The organism is Marinobacter sp. (genome assembly GCF_033722735.1).
GTDB lineage: Bacteria > Pseudomonadota > Gammaproteobacteria > Pseudomonadales > Oleiphilaceae > Marinobacter.
This window is the reverse complement of sequence record NZ_JAWVYN010000003.1, coordinates 221,178-234,815: the sequence shown is the minus strand read 5'-3', so window position 1 is coordinate 234,815 and position 13,638 is coordinate 221,178. Positions and strand designations below refer to the sequence as shown.

General features: G+C 62.0%; 16 protein-coding genes. 12 read left to right on the top strand and 4 right to left on the bottom strand.

Annotated features, from left to right (window positions below; all coding sequences use genetic code 11):
- Positions 1-63: 63 nt before the first annotated feature.
- Positions 64-789 (bottom strand): sulfite exporter TauE/SafE family protein, encoded by a 726-nt coding sequence (locus tag R3175_RS04545; protein WP_318942678.1) that lies wholly within the window; start codon positions 787-789, stop codon positions 64-66.
- Positions 786-1,190 carry a YkvA family protein gene (locus R3175_RS04540; RefSeq protein ID WP_318942677.1) on the bottom strand — a complete coding sequence of 135 codons (405 nt, stop codon included), beginning with the start codon at positions 1,188-1,190 and terminating at the stop codon, positions 786-788. Before R3175_RS04540 ends, R3175_RS04545 begins: the two co-directional genes overlap by 4 nt.
- A gap of 99 nt (positions 1,191-1,289) precedes the next feature.
- Here R3175_RS04540 and R3175_RS04535 point away from each other — a divergent pair, with 99 nt between their 5' ends.
- Complete coding sequence (locus tag R3175_RS04535) at positions 1,290-2,063, top strand: fructosamine kinase family protein (RefSeq protein WP_318942676.1); 774 nt, start codon at positions 1,290-1,292, stop codon at positions 2,061-2,063.
- Between the two features lie 49 nt (positions 2,064-2,112).
- Here R3175_RS04535 and R3175_RS04530 read toward each other — a convergent pair whose 3' ends face one another.
- The gene (locus R3175_RS04530; protein WP_318942675.1) at positions 2,113-2,538 is read right to left on the bottom strand and encodes a PEP-CTERM sorting domain-containing protein; all 426 of its coding nucleotides are present in this window, start codon (positions 2,536-2,538) and stop codon (positions 2,113-2,115) included.
- A 529-nt stretch (positions 2,539-3,067) separates the two neighbouring features.
- Positions 3,068-3,547, bottom strand: a complete 480-nt coding sequence (locus R3175_RS04525) for a DUF6231 family protein (RefSeq protein WP_318942674.1) — start codon at positions 3,545-3,547, stop codon at positions 3,068-3,070.
- Positions 3,548-3,819: 272 nt separating this feature from the next.
- Between R3175_RS04525 and R3175_RS04520 the strand changes: the two genes are divergently transcribed.
- From R3175_RS04520 to R3175_RS04470, 11 genes are read left to right on the top strand one after another with little or no spacing between them, the layout of a single operon-like run.
- On the top strand, positions 3,820-4,050 hold the full coding sequence (locus R3175_RS04520; protein ID WP_318942673.1) for a hypothetical protein: 231 nt from the start codon (positions 3,820-3,822) through the stop codon (positions 4,048-4,050).
- Positions 4,051-4,083: 33 nt separating this feature from the next.
- The gene (locus R3175_RS04515; RefSeq protein WP_318942672.1) at positions 4,084-4,563 is read left to right on the top strand and encodes a TadE/TadG family type IV pilus assembly protein; all 480 of its coding nucleotides are present in this window, start codon (positions 4,084-4,086) and stop codon (positions 4,561-4,563) included.
- Between the two features lie 60 nt (positions 4,564-4,623).
- A complete protein-coding gene (gene cpaB, locus R3175_RS04510) occupies positions 4,624-5,484 on the top strand; it encodes a Flp pilus assembly protein CpaB (protein ID WP_318942671.1) in 861 nt (286 codons plus the stop codon).
- Positions 5,474-6,640 (top strand): type II and III secretion system protein family protein, encoded by a 1,167-nt coding sequence (locus tag R3175_RS04505; protein WP_318942670.1) that lies wholly within the window; start codon positions 5,474-5,476, stop codon positions 6,638-6,640. Before cpaB ends, R3175_RS04505 begins: the two co-directional genes overlap by 11 nt.
- 4 nt (positions 6,641-6,644) lie before the next feature.
- Positions 6,645-7,850 carry a hypothetical protein gene (locus R3175_RS04500; protein WP_318942669.1) on the top strand — a complete coding sequence of 402 codons (1,206 nt, stop codon included), beginning with the start codon at positions 6,645-6,647 and terminating at the stop codon, positions 7,848-7,850.
- A gap of 8 nt (positions 7,851-7,858) precedes the next feature.
- Positions 7,859-9,040 carry a CpaF family protein gene (locus tag R3175_RS04495; RefSeq protein ID WP_318942668.1) on the top strand — a complete coding sequence of 394 codons (1,182 nt, stop codon included), beginning with the start codon at positions 7,859-7,861 and terminating at the stop codon, positions 9,038-9,040.
- Positions 9,018-9,935 (top strand): type II secretion system F family protein, encoded by a 918-nt coding sequence (locus R3175_RS04490; protein ID WP_318942667.1) that lies wholly within the window; start codon positions 9,018-9,020, stop codon positions 9,933-9,935. Before R3175_RS04495 ends, R3175_RS04490 begins: the two co-directional genes overlap by 23 nt.
- Complete coding sequence (locus tag R3175_RS04485) at positions 9,928-10,797, top strand: type II secretion system F family protein (protein WP_318942666.1); 870 nt, start codon at positions 9,928-9,930, stop codon at positions 10,795-10,797. Before R3175_RS04490 ends, R3175_RS04485 begins: the two co-directional genes overlap by 8 nt.
- 24 nt (positions 10,798-10,821) lie before the next feature.
- On the top strand, positions 10,822-11,547 hold the full coding sequence (locus R3175_RS04480) for a hypothetical protein (RefSeq protein WP_318942665.1): 726 nt from the start codon (positions 10,822-10,824) through the stop codon (positions 11,545-11,547).
- A 2-nt stretch (positions 11,548-11,549) separates the two neighbouring features.
- Positions 11,550-11,816, top strand: coding sequence for a hypothetical protein (locus R3175_RS04475; RefSeq protein WP_318942664.1), 267 nt, complete (start codon positions 11,550-11,552; stop codon positions 11,814-11,816).
- A gap of 1 nt (position 11,817) precedes the next feature.
- Positions 11,818-13,596 (top strand): hypothetical protein, encoded by a 1,779-nt coding sequence (locus R3175_RS04470; RefSeq protein ID WP_318942663.1) that lies wholly within the window; start codon positions 11,818-11,820, stop codon positions 13,594-13,596.
- Positions 13,597-13,638 lie beyond the last annotated feature (42 nt).

Genomic DNA, 13,638 nt, shown 5'->3' with positions numbered 1-13,638 from the left:
CCGAAAACTTGGGTGTTGATCGGAGTAAAGGATAGTGATCGCGGTGGGGGGGCGCAACGCCTTTCAGCCCAGGCCGCGCACCAGCGCCGCGCCACCGGCCAGGGCCGCGATGGTCAGGATCAGCGGTCGCATGGCCTGGAACGGCACCCGGTTGATCAACAGGGCGGACAGGGCAAAGCCGGCGAACACACCGGGAAAGGTCACCAGGGACAGTTCCAGTTCCCGTTGTCGAATATAACCGGACAGGGTGAGGGCAAGGATGCTGGCGCAACTGGCGAACGTGAAGAAGGCAGACATGTTGGCGCGCACCAGCGGCCCTTTCTGGTCCTGATAGATCAGGGCAATGGGCGGACCGCCCACGGCGGTGATTGTGCCCATGTAGCCGGAGGCCGCCCCTGCCACCAGGCTGCTGCGGGCGTTCAGCCCCGGACGCAGACCGATCACGCTGAGCGACACCGCCAGCAGGATCAGGATGCCGAAGGCCAACTCAAAACCCTGGGTGGACAGCAGGGTCAGGGTCAGGCCGGCCAACGCAGTGCCGACGATGTCCCCGCCGATGGCGAAGCGAACCTCCCGGAAACTCAGGCTGGCGCGATTGCGAACCAGCATCATGACGGTCAGTACGGTGGCGTTGAGGATCAGCGGGGCAGGAATGAACAGGGGATTGATTAAGAACAGCAAGGGCGCGCACAGGGTGCCGATGCCATAGCCCGCCACGCCCTGCAGGCAGGCGCCCGCCAGCAATACGCCGTTGGCCAGCAGAATCTGCAGCAGGCTGACTTCATTCATGGTTCCTGCTGGCCCTGCAGTTGCTTCCAGGCGGCGTACCGGTGCAGATCGGCTTCCACCAGGGTGAGACAGGCGGCGACCACGCTGGCATCATCCAGCAGGCCGAAGCCGAGAATCAGGTCCGGAATCAGGTCCAGCGGGTTGAGTACATAAATCAGGGCGCCGGCGATGGCGGCGATGGATTTCCAGGGCACTGCCCGGTACTGGCCCTGCCAGTAGTCGCGCAACATGTCGAACATCAGGCGGATGTCGGTACCAAACCGGGACAGCTTGCCGCTGCGCTTGATCTTGTTTTCGATCCGTTGCTGGCGAGCCAGCAAGCCTTCCAGATCGGTCTCGGCGATCTTGTCGGCTTCCGACTGTAACTCCTCTCTGGCCTTCTGCTGGTTGAACGGTTTCATCGGTCCCGGTGAACTCCCTGGCGTATGGAGTGTCCATCTTCCACCAAGGATCGCCACTTGCCAACTCCCACTCGTGTTAAGGCACACCAGGCGGCCACCTTGGCTATACTCGCTGGCATGTCCCGATTCCTCAAATCCAATCCCGGATCCTATCGCGATGCCCTGTTGCGCGAGGCGGAGGGCTTGCGCCTGCTTGCGGGCACCCTGGCCCGGGCGGGCGTGGCCGGTGTCCGGGTGCCCCAGGTCTGGGCGGTGGATGAGCAGACGCTGGAATTGACGCGGATTGAGTCCGTGCCTGCCACGGATCGGCTGTGGGCGCGGCTCGGGCAGGGCCTGGCCCAACTGCACCGGGTACCCCAGTCGAGCTACGGGTTAGCACAGGACAACTATATTGGTCTTGCCCCCCAGCCTAACGGGCTGAGTGACAACTGGGGCGAGTTCTTCCTGCAGCGCCGTTTGAGTTACCAGGCCTCGCGTATCCGGGACCCGGTCGTGGCCGGTGAGGTGACTTCCGTTCTGGAACGACAGCGGTCCCGGCTGCAAGCCTATCTCAATGCCCACTGCCGCGGCCCCAGTCTGCTGCATGGCGATCTTTGGTCGGGCAATGTGTTGTTTGACGCTCAATCAGTGTGGTTGATTGACCCGGCGGTTTATTGCGGTGATCGTGAGGCGGACCTGGCGATGACGGAGCTGTTTGGTGGTTTCGGTGCGGCGTTCTACCGCGCCTACGATGAGGTCTGGCCACGCAGTGCCGAGTATTCGGTCAAGCGGGACATCTATAACCTCTACCATGCGCTCAATCACTACAATCTGTTTGGCGCCGGTTACCTGCCCGGCTGTCGGCGTTATCTGGAGCTCATCGAGCAATTGTAAGCCCGGCACCGCCTGTTGGCGGTGCCGGGAAGAGACCGTGGTGACGGTGTCAGTGTGATTTCTTTTTCCGGGCAATCACCAGACCGACGATGGACAGCGCCAGCAACGCCAGCGTGCCAGGTTCGGTCACGGTAACGGTCTCCGGATTGTCGTCTTGATAGGGTATCTCGGTGGGAATCTCATCGAGCGGGCCAGGTTGCTGTTTCCGCTCGGAGACGCCCGCGATTGCGGTAACCCCATCGCTGAACAAGTCACCAGGTGAGGTTGACTGCTCTTCCTGGCCGAATCCGTTGACCAGGAGATTGCCGGCGCAGCTGAAATACACGCAACCGTCACTGAAGTCGATATTGGCGTCTTCATAAACAGCGGTGTATTGTGCGCCCAGCTCGGCCAGCGTCATTTTCGTTGCGCTGGCGGATCCCACCAGGCCAACGGCCAATGCCACTGTTACTGCGATTTGAGTCACACGTTCCATTCGTAGTACCTCATCCATATAGAAATGGTGCGTTGCCCGGAGTCCCATGCATTAGCGCTGCCAGAAACCGATAATTGTTGCATTTCAATGAAGTGTAACCATGTTCACATTTCGTGGGTGGGGTGCTTGTAAAGAAAGCTGACGATTTAGGCGGTTCATACCTGTAAAAAATATTTAATAGGGACCGACGGCTGGGTGTACCAAAATCGCTGAACCCACTGTGTTCAGAGGCTGCCTGGCGATCGTGGCGTGCGATCGGGTAAGGGGAGGCGACAAAATGTGTTTGGTCTGTGAAGCACCCTGCGTTCCGGAATGCGCTGCCTGACAGTCAGGTCACCGTAAAAGCGCTGACCCTTAGCGTCTCATCAGAAGCGGTCCGTTGGTTGGCGCGGGACCCGTCGGCCGATTCGCCAGTACCCGGTTTGGCAGATGGCTTGCGCCTCGAGGTTGTGGGCGGCGCTGGTAACGGGGCGGCAGTCACCTGTATCGTGACAGGCTGCCACCTGTTGGTTTGCTGCTACCACTACCACTACCACCAGGCCTTGCCCCACATGTCCGGGTTGGCCCAATGGTCCGGGTTGTTCCAGCTGCGCCGGTGGTTGTAGCTGTCGATGTTGTAGGTGTAAAGCAGGCACTCGGTGTCACCATCGCAGACCGGACCCTGGCGGGAAAACCCCAGACCAATGAAATCCTGGAATCGCCAGTGGGCATTTTCCGAGACCGCCACCGCGATCTGGTGGGTGCCAAAGTTGCGTAACTGGCCCAGCAGTAGCTGGCCGTCGTTGTGACTCAGATGCTCAAGGGTGTCGCAGACCAGGGCCAGGTCGTGAGTTTGGGACAAGGGAAAGGCATTCAGGGCCATGCGGTGGTCAAGTTCCGTCAGAAGGCTGTCGGGATGATGTTCCGCCCAATGGCTTGCAATGACCGACGCTGAGCCGCCGCAACTCAGTAATGTCAGGGGCTGGCAGCTGTCCGTGATAGCGGCGAACGCCTGTTGCAGGGATTTCATGATGACCTCTTGGCTTTAGTGTTGGTCAATTGGTTAATTTGTGGCCAATGCGGGCAAAATTTTGCCCGACCAGAATTATGAACACCGGTAACACAAAGTTTTGCACCTTGTAACGGTGAAACAAAGGTTAAAACATGATGTGTTTATCGGTGTCGGCCGCTTTACGTACTTGACAATTCATTACAGAATGGCCGCAAAAAGTGATTACAGTTTCAGAATTTTCTGCCGATACTGGATGTATAGCCAAAACAATATGAGGGGAAGTTGATCGTATGAAACTCAACGGCATTACCAATCTGTCTCGCCGCTTGTCGGTGAAAGTGCAAACCGCAACCCTGCCCGGAAAACAGCAGGGCGCCTCGGCACTGGAATACATGGTGCTGGCGGCAGCAATAATCGTCATTATCGGGGTATTGTCCACCAATACCACGGTTCAGACTACCTTGAGCAATGCTTTCAATCAGCTGTTCACTGATGCCTCTGGCGGCGGTAGCAGTTCCTGATTCTTCGTTCTACATCAACCTGATAGGCTAGCCATGGCAATGGATCGCGAGATGGCGGGGAGTCGTCGCCAACGGGGGGCTGTCGCCCTGGAGTTTCTGATGCTGTTCCCGTTGGTGGTCGCCATGTTGTACGCGGCGGCGGCCTACAGCGTGCTGTTTTACAGCAAATATCAGATCCAGGATGCGGTCGACAAGGCGGTGGCCAGTGCCATGCGGGTGGATCGCAGCAGTGTTAGCGGTGACGACCTGGAGTCGGCTGTCACTTCGCTCTCTGGCGGAACCCTGGCCGCACTGATTGCGCAATTGCCGGACGCGGTGGCCAGTTCTGTTGATGACACTGCCACCAGTTGCGGCATGATCACCAGCAGCGGAGTGGACCTGCTGCAATGCAGCATCCGGGTGCAGGTAAGCAGTGACGAGAATCCGATCGTGAGCCAGTGGAACTTCGGGTTCCTGGGTGCATTCCCCCCATTGCCAGACAGCATGACGGTGGAGTCGGTCATTGCGATCTGACAACCTGGCCTTAGCGGCCTAGTATTTGGGAAGTATCAAGCAGGGAGCAATGCCAACGATATGAATTCCAAGCTGTTGTACACGCTGCCGGCCTTGTTGCTGGCTCTGGTTGCGGTGATTCTGGCGTTGGTGGGCGTCTTGCGGGCGCCGGAGCCTCTCCCCGATCGGGCCGCTGGTGAGTCGGACGGGGCGCCCGTCGAGGAAGCGCCCCCGGCGCCGACCTATGACTATCTGGTGGCTCTCGCGCCCATGTCGCCGGGTGACGAACTCGTTGCGACCAACTTCCAGAAGATTACCTCCGACCGACCCATCAAAGGGGCCGTTGCCGCTGATGACGTGCGCTTTGGCGGGACCGTCTCCAGTGTGGTGCGTGCCGGTGACCTGTTACGTGAAGACCTGTTCGAATCCGCCAGTCTGGTACGGCCTCTGCTCCAACCTGGCACTCAGGCGATTGCCATTCCGGTGAACGACGTTTCCGGTGTTGGCGGCCTGCTGAAGCCGGGGGATGAAGTCAACGTCTACGCCTCGTTTGACGAGTCGGACAAGGACGAGCCGGCGGCCCTGACAGTGCTGGAGAATGTGGTGGTCATCGCCGTCCGCGGGGTTGCCTACTCCGGCGACGCGGTGGATGACGAAGAACGTCGCCGCAACGCTTCCGTGGTACTGGCGGTACCCAATGATCAGGTGGCCAGGCTGTTGCTGGCCTCCAATGAGGGCGAGGTGCGCCTGGCCGCACTGGCTGAAAGCGGGGAGGAAGTCACCGTGGCCACGACCACTGCGGATGACACCAAACCTACCTACATGAAGGACCTGTTCCCGGCTCCGCCACCTCCACCGCCCAGGGCCGCGCCCAGTCGTCCGAGCGGCAACCGGGTGCAGGTGTTTGAAGGGGCTGAACAAAGGAGTGTCTATGTTCGCTAACGGTGTGACCAGAGCCTGGTTGCTGGGCGTGCTGGTGGCCTGGGCCTGCAGTGTTCAGGCCATCAATGACGGTGCGCCGGTCACTCTCGGCAGTGGCGAACAGCGGGTGTTGAACTTCCCCAATCCGCTGACCAAGGTGGCCACCGCGAACCCGGAGATTGCTGCGGTGTCGGTGTCCGGCGACCGGGAGATCATTGTGACTGGCGTCGGTGAAGGGGCCACCATCCTGTCGGTGTGGCAGCGGGGCGAGCGTGAACCGCTGCAGGCGCCGGTGCTGGTGGCACCCACGCTGGCTGCCACCATGCCCTTCGGCACTCAGGTGCAGACCGATATCCGCATCGTTGAAGTGAACCGCAGCAAGTTAAATAGCCTGGGGCTCTACTATTCACGCCTGTTCGACGGTGGCAAGTCCGCCATCGGCATCGCCCCGCCGGGTACCGGCTTCCGCGGGTTTGGCAGTGCTGCCGGGGGGGCACCCATCAGTGCCGAAGGCTTCAACCTGTTCAGTTTTGGTGCCCACTCCCTGGCCATCGTCAATGCGTTGGAGTCCGGCGGTTTCGCCTATACCCTGGCGGAGCCCTCCCTCACCAGTCTCAGTGGCCAGTCGGCCACCTTCCTCTCCGGGGGGGAGTTTCCCATTCCGGTGGGGGTGGATGACAACTCCATCGAGATCGAGTTCAAGGAATTCGGTATCCGTCTCAATCTGACCCCCACCGTCATTGATCAGAACCAGATCATCCTCAAGGTGGCCCCGGAAGTCAGCGAACTGGATTTCTCCAGCGGTGTGCAGACTGGGGGCGTGGCGGTACCCGGCCTGCGGGTCCGGCGTACGGAAACCACGGTTTCCATGGGGCCGGGGGAGACCTTCATCATCAGTGGCCTGGTCAGCCGCAATACCATCAACAACAGCGATCGCATTCCCGGCCTGGGCAACATCCCGGTGCTGGGGGCGCTGTTCCGGTCAGATCGCATTTCCCGCGAGGACAAGGAGCTGATTATGGTGGTCACGCCCCATATCGTGACCCCGGTGGCGGCAGACCAGCAGAAACCGGCGTCCATTGGCGTGGATTATCAGAACAGTAGCGTGGACTGGCTGGACATGGCGACGGGCTCGTCCAGTGGCTCGGAACCGGTCAAACATGGACTGAGTTGGTGAGGGTATGACGAATCAGGAAATTGTAGTCTGTGTGGCGGATGATCTGGGGCTGCGGGTGTGGCTGGAGCGGACCCTGGATGGCGCCTGGCCGGTGGAGTTCGTGGCCAGTTCCGACCTCACCCGGGTGATCAAGCTGGTGGAAGCCACCGGTTGCCGGCTGGTGTTCGTCGCTTCCGACGAGGCCAATCCCACCGGCTCCCTACGGGTTATCAGTGCCCTGGTCAAATCCCACCCCGACCTGAAAGTGGTTACCATTGCCAAGCGGGTCACCCAGGAGCACCTGCTGAAAGCCATGCGGGCTGGCGCCCGGGACTGTTTCCTGGCAGACAGCGACGCCGAGGAAATCCGTGAGCAGATCAAGGTGCTGTTGTCGCGGGAGAGCGACGAGGGCGGGGGCGAGTCGGCGGGTAAGGCTGAACGGCCCCATGGCGCCATGGTCACCCTGTTGACCAGTGTCAGCCCCACGGTGGATACCCGGTTCCTCACCCAGAGCATGGCCTTCACCGTCTGCAAACGTCATCCGGAGGCCCGTATCCTGGCCGTGGATACCGCCGCCTCCGATCGCCATGTGTTCTACCTGGACGCCAACAACCGTTTTAATCTCAGCAACCTGCTGCACAACCCGGATACCCTCGATGAGACCCTGGTGGACACCGCCCTGGAGGAATACGTGCCGGGGCTTCGGCTGCTCGCCGGCAACCTGCCGCCAGAAGACCTGACCGAAGCGTCCAATGCCGACCTGTTTATCGCCTTCAGCCAGTTGATGGGCCTGTTCGATTACCTGATCGTCAACGTGGACCCCACGGTGGCGGAGCACTGGATCAACGTGGTTGGCCTGCACGCCACCCGCTTGATCATGACCATTCACCCCGTTGTGGAGCAGGCCCACCAGGCGCGGGAAAAGCTGCAGCAATGGGGACCGGAGCTGTCCAAGGGCTGTGAGCGGATGCTGCTGGTGGACGGCTTCGAGGAAAAGGTGCCGCCGGGTCTCGGCGAGCTGGAGAACGCGGTGGGTATCAAGGCCATCGGCGCCTTGCCCCTGGACTGGGCCAACCGGCTGCTGGCCAAGAATGCGGGCATCCCCATCCACAAGCTGCCACGGCGCTCGGTCTATAATCGCAAGCTGGAGAGCCTGTTACGCCGGGTGGACGAACGCCTGGAGGCCGCCGGCAAGTCCAGCAAGGCAAGCCGTCTGCTGCGTCGGGCATGAGGGGGTGAGTGGTGGCTCGTACTGACCAGGAATTCCAGGACCTCAAGAAGCGCGTGCATTTCTACGTGGTGGAGCGGCTGGACGAAGAGGGCATCGAGGTCGGCAAGAGCGACCGTCAAACCCTGCAGGAGTTCGTGGAAGCCAATGTCACCGGCTTCATCATGCAGCATCGGGTGCCCCTGTCCACCCAGGACCTGAACCTGCTGGTCAAGGAACTGTACGACGAGGTCACCGGCTTTGGGCCACTGGAGCCGCTGCTGGCCGACGGCCGCATCAACGACATACTGGTCAACGGGCCGCAGGATGTGTTCGTGGAAATCGCGGGTGTGCTGCAACGGACCAGCGTGCGATTCATCGACGACGATCACGTGATCCGGGTGATCCGCCGGATCATCTCGCCCCTGGGCCGCCGCCTGGACGAATCCAGCCCGATGGTGGATGCCCGGTTGCCGGATGGTTCCCGGGTGAACGCCATCATTCCGCCCATCGCCCTGGACGGCCCTTCGATCAGTATCCGGAAGTTCACCCAGAAGCACCTGACCGCCCACGACCTGGTCAACACCGGCTCGATGACGCCCGAGTGTCTGGACCTGCTGATCAACGCCGTGGAATCCCGCCGCAACATCCTGGTCAGCGGCGGTACCGGTACGGGTAAGACCACCATCCTCAACCTGCTCAGCCAGTATATTCCGCGGGATGAGCGGGTGGTCACCATCGAGGATTCCGCCGAGCTGTCGCTGAACCATCCCCACGTGGTGCGCCTGGAAACCCGTCCGGCCAACACCGAGGGAACCGGACGGATCTCTGCCCGGGAGCTGGTCATCAACGCCCTGCGGATGCGTCCGGACCGGATCATCCTGGGTGAGGTCCGGTCCGGGGAGATCATTGAGTTGTTGCAGGCGATGAACACCGGGCATGAAGGCTCGATGAGCACCATCCACTCCAACTCCGCCCGGGATGCCATCGTGCGTATCGAAACCCTGCTGGCGGTCAACGGTTACGATGCCGGTGAGCGCGCCATCGGCCGCCTGATCGGCTCCTCCCTGGACATCATCGTGCAGCTGGTGCGGTTGCCCACGGGCCGTCGCTACATCAGTGAAGTGGTGGCGATGCGGCCGACGGAAGAGGACCCCTGTCATATGGATTATCTCTACCGGAGCGAGGAACATGAGCCCTCTGGTGTGGTATAAGCTCTCGCTGGCAGTCGCCCTGCTTGCCGTGGCGCTGGTTGCCACGCAATGGCTCTGGGCCTCCTGGCGGGAGCGTGGCGCCGTGTCCGGCCGTATTCAGCAGCGGCTGTTTCCCAAGGGCGAAACCAGTGCGGTCACCAGTGCCCGGGTGACCGTGGGCCCGCTGGAGAAACAGCTGATGCGGGCCGACATCCACTTGACCCAGAACCAGATCGTGCTGCTGGGGCTCGCCATCCTGGCGATCCTGGTGACCCTGCAGGTGTTTCAGGGGCCGGTGGTGATGCTGGTGGCGCTGTTTTTCATCGGCTCGGCCGGCTGGGTCTACTGGAAGGTCCGCTTCCAGAACCAGCGTCGGACCATCCAGGAGGAGTTGCCGGGGATCATCGACGGCGTGCTGCGCAATGTGGATGCCGGTCGTTCTTTGGAACACGCCCTGATCAACGCCTTTGACGATGCGCCACCGGTGTTTGAACCGCTGGTGTTCCGGCTGCGCAGTGCGGTGGAGGCGGGTCGGGAGTATACCCGCCTGTTCGAGGACTTTGCCGGCATCTATTCCATCCCCTCGCTGATCATGGTGTCCGTATCCCTGCGTACCACCACCCGCTTCGGTTCCTCGATCCGGCCGGTTCTGCAGCAGGTGGCCAGTTCATTGCGGTCACAGCAGGAAATGCGCCGGGAATTTCTCGCCGCCACCGCCGAGACCCGCTTTACGGCGATTACCTTCGCCGTGCTGCCGCCGGGGTTGGCCCTGTACATGGTCACCATCAATGACCAGTACTCCCGGGTGCTGCTGGAAACGGATATCGGCCACAAGATGCTGATAGTGGCTGGCGTCCTGCAGTTGCTGGGCATGGTGATGATCTGGCGTCTGATTCAGGGGGTGGGGCGTGAGTAACCTGTGGTCGTTCCTCGCCATTGTCCTCGCGGCCGCGGCGGTCTGGCTGGCGCTGGTCAAGGGTCCGTATTGGCGGCTGAAGGGCCGAATTCGTGCCCGTCTGGCCCAACAGACTGCCGCCGAGGAGGAGCTGGCGGGCGCCTGGATCGTTGACTTGGCCACCTGGTTTACCGACCTGGCGGCGGTGCGGGGTGACTATGAGGAGATGGCGGAGTCCCTGGAAATCACCGGTCGTACCGAAGAACGCATCCGTATCGATTACCTGCTGATGTGTTGGCTGATGCCGGCGCTGGCCATCCTGGGGGGCTTTGCCTTCACCGGGGTGATCTGGGGTAGCCTGGTGGCGGTGCTGGCCTTCCTGCTGCCAAGGCGGATCATTCGCTCCATGGCGGTGGCCGCCGAGAAGCAGCAAAGCCTGGAGGCCATCGAGCTGTGCCACATGACTCGCATGCTGCTGGAAGCCGGTTTGTCCATCGAACGCGCCTTGCGCCTGGTAGCGGCCCAGGCACGGCCGGTGATGCCGATGCTGTCGGTCCGCCTGGACCGTTTCAACCGGATGATGGAGGCCGGGGCCGATCGCACCGAAGCACTCGACGAACTGGGTCGCAACAAACGGATACAGGTGCTGCGTAACTACGTCAGCCTGATGAAGCAGAGCAGCAAGCTCGGGGCACGGGCCTCCAGCAGCCTCGACCAGATTATCCACGAGGCCCAGAACGCAGAGCGCAGCAGACTGAATGAGGAAACCAACCGCATCGGCGCCAAGATGACCATCATCATGATGGTGTTCATGCTGCCGGCCCTGTTTACCCTGATCGGTGGGCCGGCGGTGATGTCTATCGCAGATACCCTGGCGCGTTAGCCAGGCCAGAAGAAGGAACGCTGAATGGATTACCCAAGCCTCTGGCGACAGGCCCAGTTGCCCATCCACCGCATCCGGAAGTTGACCGGCTGGGTCGGAGCGCTGCTGGTGTTCGCAACGCTGACCGGTTGTGCCGGGATGCCGGGCGAAGCCGGTGGCGAAGGGGAGGAACCGCCGTTGCAGGTCAGTTGCAACCGTCAGGTGCAACCGGAGGCCCAGGTTCACCTGGACCTGGTGGACCGGTTGTCCGAGGGCGGCAAACCCTACGCGGCCCTGGCGCAACTGGAAGGCAAGCCGATGGACAGCCACGGCCACTGGGTACGCAAGGGCCGGCTGTTGGCCTCCGCCCACCGGCTATCGGAGGCGGAGCGCCTGTTTCGGGCGCTGGTGGCGCAATGCGGTAACGGTGAAGACTACCATGGCCTGGGCATGGTGATGCTCAAGCAGTGGCGGGTGCTGGATGGGGTGCGCCAGTTGCAACTGGCCCGGGCGGAATCCCCCTCGTCCGCCAACATCCGCAATGACTATGGCTATGCCCTGCTGCTGAGCGGGCAATACGACCACGCCGCCTATGAATTGCGCACCGCCCTGGAGCTGGCGGACGGCAAGGGCCCGGTCAGGCAGAACCTGGCCGCCGCCTACCTGCTGACCGACAACGAGCAGGGCCTGCGCCTGTTGACCGAACGCTACGACTTCGGTGTCGATGAAATCGCCCATGCCCGCCGCCTGGCGGAGCGCCTGAGGAGGTAGACATGAAACGCAGTTTTGTCCTGATGGCGGCGATGCTTCCCGCCCTCGCCCTGGCGGAGGGTTACCCGTCGGGCTTTGCCGAAGGGCCGGTGGAACGCCCGGCCAGGCCGGAGGTGCAACGGGTGCTGGACCAGCAGCGCCAGTCGGGCGCGCCGGAGCAGGGAGAGTTGTCCGCTCCGCTGTATGTGGAGAGCCAGAAGCGGATTGCCGAGACCTTCCGGCGACCGGTACCCGATCAGTTGTCCGACCTGAGCAAGAGCGGTGACTAGGATGCTGGCCCAGCAACGGGGGGCGTTGATCTTCGTTACCCCGATGATTCTCGTCACCATTGCCCTGTTGTCCGTCATGGCCCTGGACGGCGCGCGGATCTATGGCGTGCGCAACGACCTGCAGAACCAGGCCAATGCGGCCGCCACTGCCGGCGCCGAGGCCGCCCAGGCTTGCGGGGGTACCAACGTCTCGCTGGAGACCATGAAGAGTCGGGCCCTGGCGGCGGCCCAGGCCCAGGGATTCAGCGGCGGCCTGGAAGACCTGAATGTCCAGTTCGGCGTGTTGGCGGACAATCCCGCCGCCCCCGGGGAATTGGCCTTCCAGTCGGTGGATGACATTGCCGCCAGTAACACCGTGTATGTGTCCCTCAGTCAGGACGAGGCCATTTCCCGGCTGTTGCCCGAGTCGGTGTTGGGTTCGGTCACCCTGAGCGCCACCGCGGCGGCACGTAAGGAGGTGCAGGCGGTCATCGGCATGGCGGGCTCGACGGCGGGCGTCAATGGTGGCTTGGTGGGGGGGCTGCTCGGCGGGGTGTTTGGAGATCCCTCCTACAGTCTGGATCCGACCAGCCTGAGCAGCCTGGAAGACACCTTCGTCGAGATTGATGAATTGCTCGCCGAGCTGGGCGTTGACACCGTTGAAGACATGCTGCCGCTGACGGCGGACAATCTGGCGGCCGCGTTGCGGGAAGTTGCCGGCAATGCCACGCCGGCCGGTGAGTTGCTGGATGACCTGGCCGGTGCGTCCGGGATCAGCGGCCTGGAGATCGCCGATATTGTGGCGGTGGTGGAAGGCGCCGAGGTACCGGAAGACAGCGAGGTGGAGCTGTATGGCCTGGTGACGACCCTGGTGCTGAACGTGGCGCGGGAACAGCAGTTGCTCAACGGGGCCCCGGTGACCCTGTCCAACCTGGGCGCCGCCGGCTTGCCGCTGATCTCGGCCATCGATGAGGATAGCCTGACGCTTAACCTGTATGTCAATCGCGCGCCCAAGTACCTGTTGGATGCCAGGGCCCGCAAGGATATGGATGGCAACTGGGCCAGTGAATTCTACGCCCCGGACATCAGCCTGGAGCTGACAGTGGCGGCGGAGATCCTGCCGTTGAACCTGCTGGGGCTGGTGGAGTTCGAACTCGCCAGCCTGACCATTCCCCTGGCGATCGACGCTGGTGGCGGAACCGGAACCCTGACCTCGGCCCTGTGCGCCCGCGGCGTGGATAATGAGGTGGAATTCGGGCTGGACCTGGATCGCCAGGTGCTGGAGTTGGTGACCGGCAGTATCGATCCGGCCACCGGTGACGTGCTACCCGAGCCGATCGATACCGAGGTCGGCAAGGTCAGTCTGCTGCTTGGGCTGGCCACCGTCGACCCGATCCTCAATCTGGAGGCTGAGCTGGAGGGCTCGATACCTGGGAGCTCCGAGGAAGTGATTCTGGATCCCAAATATGCCCTGTACTGTTCGCCGATCGAAGGCTGTGATCGCCTGGACCACCATGATCCCGGCGGCAGCCTGTCCGGCCTGGACCTGGATTTGACCATCCTGGACCTGAGTCTGCTGCAGACCTCACTGGGGGGCGTGGATATTACCGGTCTGGCGACGGCCGTGGAGCCCCTGATCACCGATCTGCTGTTCGATGTCACCGATAACCTGACCGAGGATGTGATTGGCCCGTTGTTGCAGGCACTGGGGGTCGGCGTGGGCGGTATCAGCATAACCGTGTCCCGCGCCGAGCAGGACCAGTTCGTGCAACTCGTTGAGGATGTTGACGTCATCAACTAAACATTAACTAAGCCGTCTGTCGTATCTCAGCATGGATCGCAC

Excerpts from the sequence above, each read along its gene's own strand:
- R3175_RS04545 (WP_318942678.1), bottom strand. The coding sequence starts at position 789 with ATGAATGAAGTCAGCCTGCTGCAGATTCTGCTGGCCAACGGCGTATTG.
- R3175_RS04540 (WP_318942677.1), bottom strand. The coding sequence starts at position 1,190 with ATGAAACCGTTCAACCAGCAGAAGGCCAGAGAGGAGTTACAGTCGGAA.
- R3175_RS04530 (WP_318942675.1), bottom strand. The coding sequence starts at position 2,538 with ATGGAACGTGTGACTCAAATCGCAGTAACAGTGGCATTGGCCGTTGGC.
- R3175_RS04525 (WP_318942674.1), bottom strand. The coding sequence starts at position 3,547 with ATGAAATCCCTGCAACAGGCGTTCGCCGCTATCACGGACAGCTGCCAG.
- R3175_RS04520 (WP_318942673.1), top strand. The coding sequence starts at position 3,820 with ATGAAACTCAACGGCATTACCAATCTGTCTCGCCGCTTGTCGGTGAAA.
- R3175_RS04515 (WP_318942672.1), top strand. The coding sequence starts at position 4,084 with ATGGCAATGGATCGCGAGATGGCGGGGAGTCGTCGCCAACGGGGGGCT.
- cpaB (WP_318942671.1), top strand. The coding sequence starts at position 4,624 with ATGAATTCCAAGCTGTTGTACACGCTGCCGGCCTTGTTGCTGGCTCTG.
- R3175_RS04505 (WP_318942670.1), top strand. The coding sequence starts at position 5,474 with ATGTTCGCTAACGGTGTGACCAGAGCCTGGTTGCTGGGCGTGCTGGTG.
- R3175_RS04500 (WP_318942669.1), top strand. The coding sequence starts at position 6,645 with ATGACGAATCAGGAAATTGTAGTCTGTGTGGCGGATGATCTGGGGCTG.
- R3175_RS04490 (WP_318942667.1), top strand. The coding sequence starts at position 9,018 with ATGAGCCCTCTGGTGTGGTATAAGCTCTCGCTGGCAGTCGCCCTGCTT.
- R3175_RS04480 (WP_318942665.1), top strand. The coding sequence starts at position 10,822 with ATGGATTACCCAAGCCTCTGGCGACAGGCCCAGTTGCCCATCCACCGC.
- R3175_RS04475 (WP_318942664.1), top strand. The coding sequence starts at position 11,550 with ATGAAACGCAGTTTTGTCCTGATGGCGGCGATGCTTCCCGCCCTCGCC.
- R3175_RS04470 (WP_318942663.1), top strand. The coding sequence starts at position 11,818 with ATGCTGGCCCAGCAACGGGGGGCGTTGATCTTCGTTACCCCGATGATT.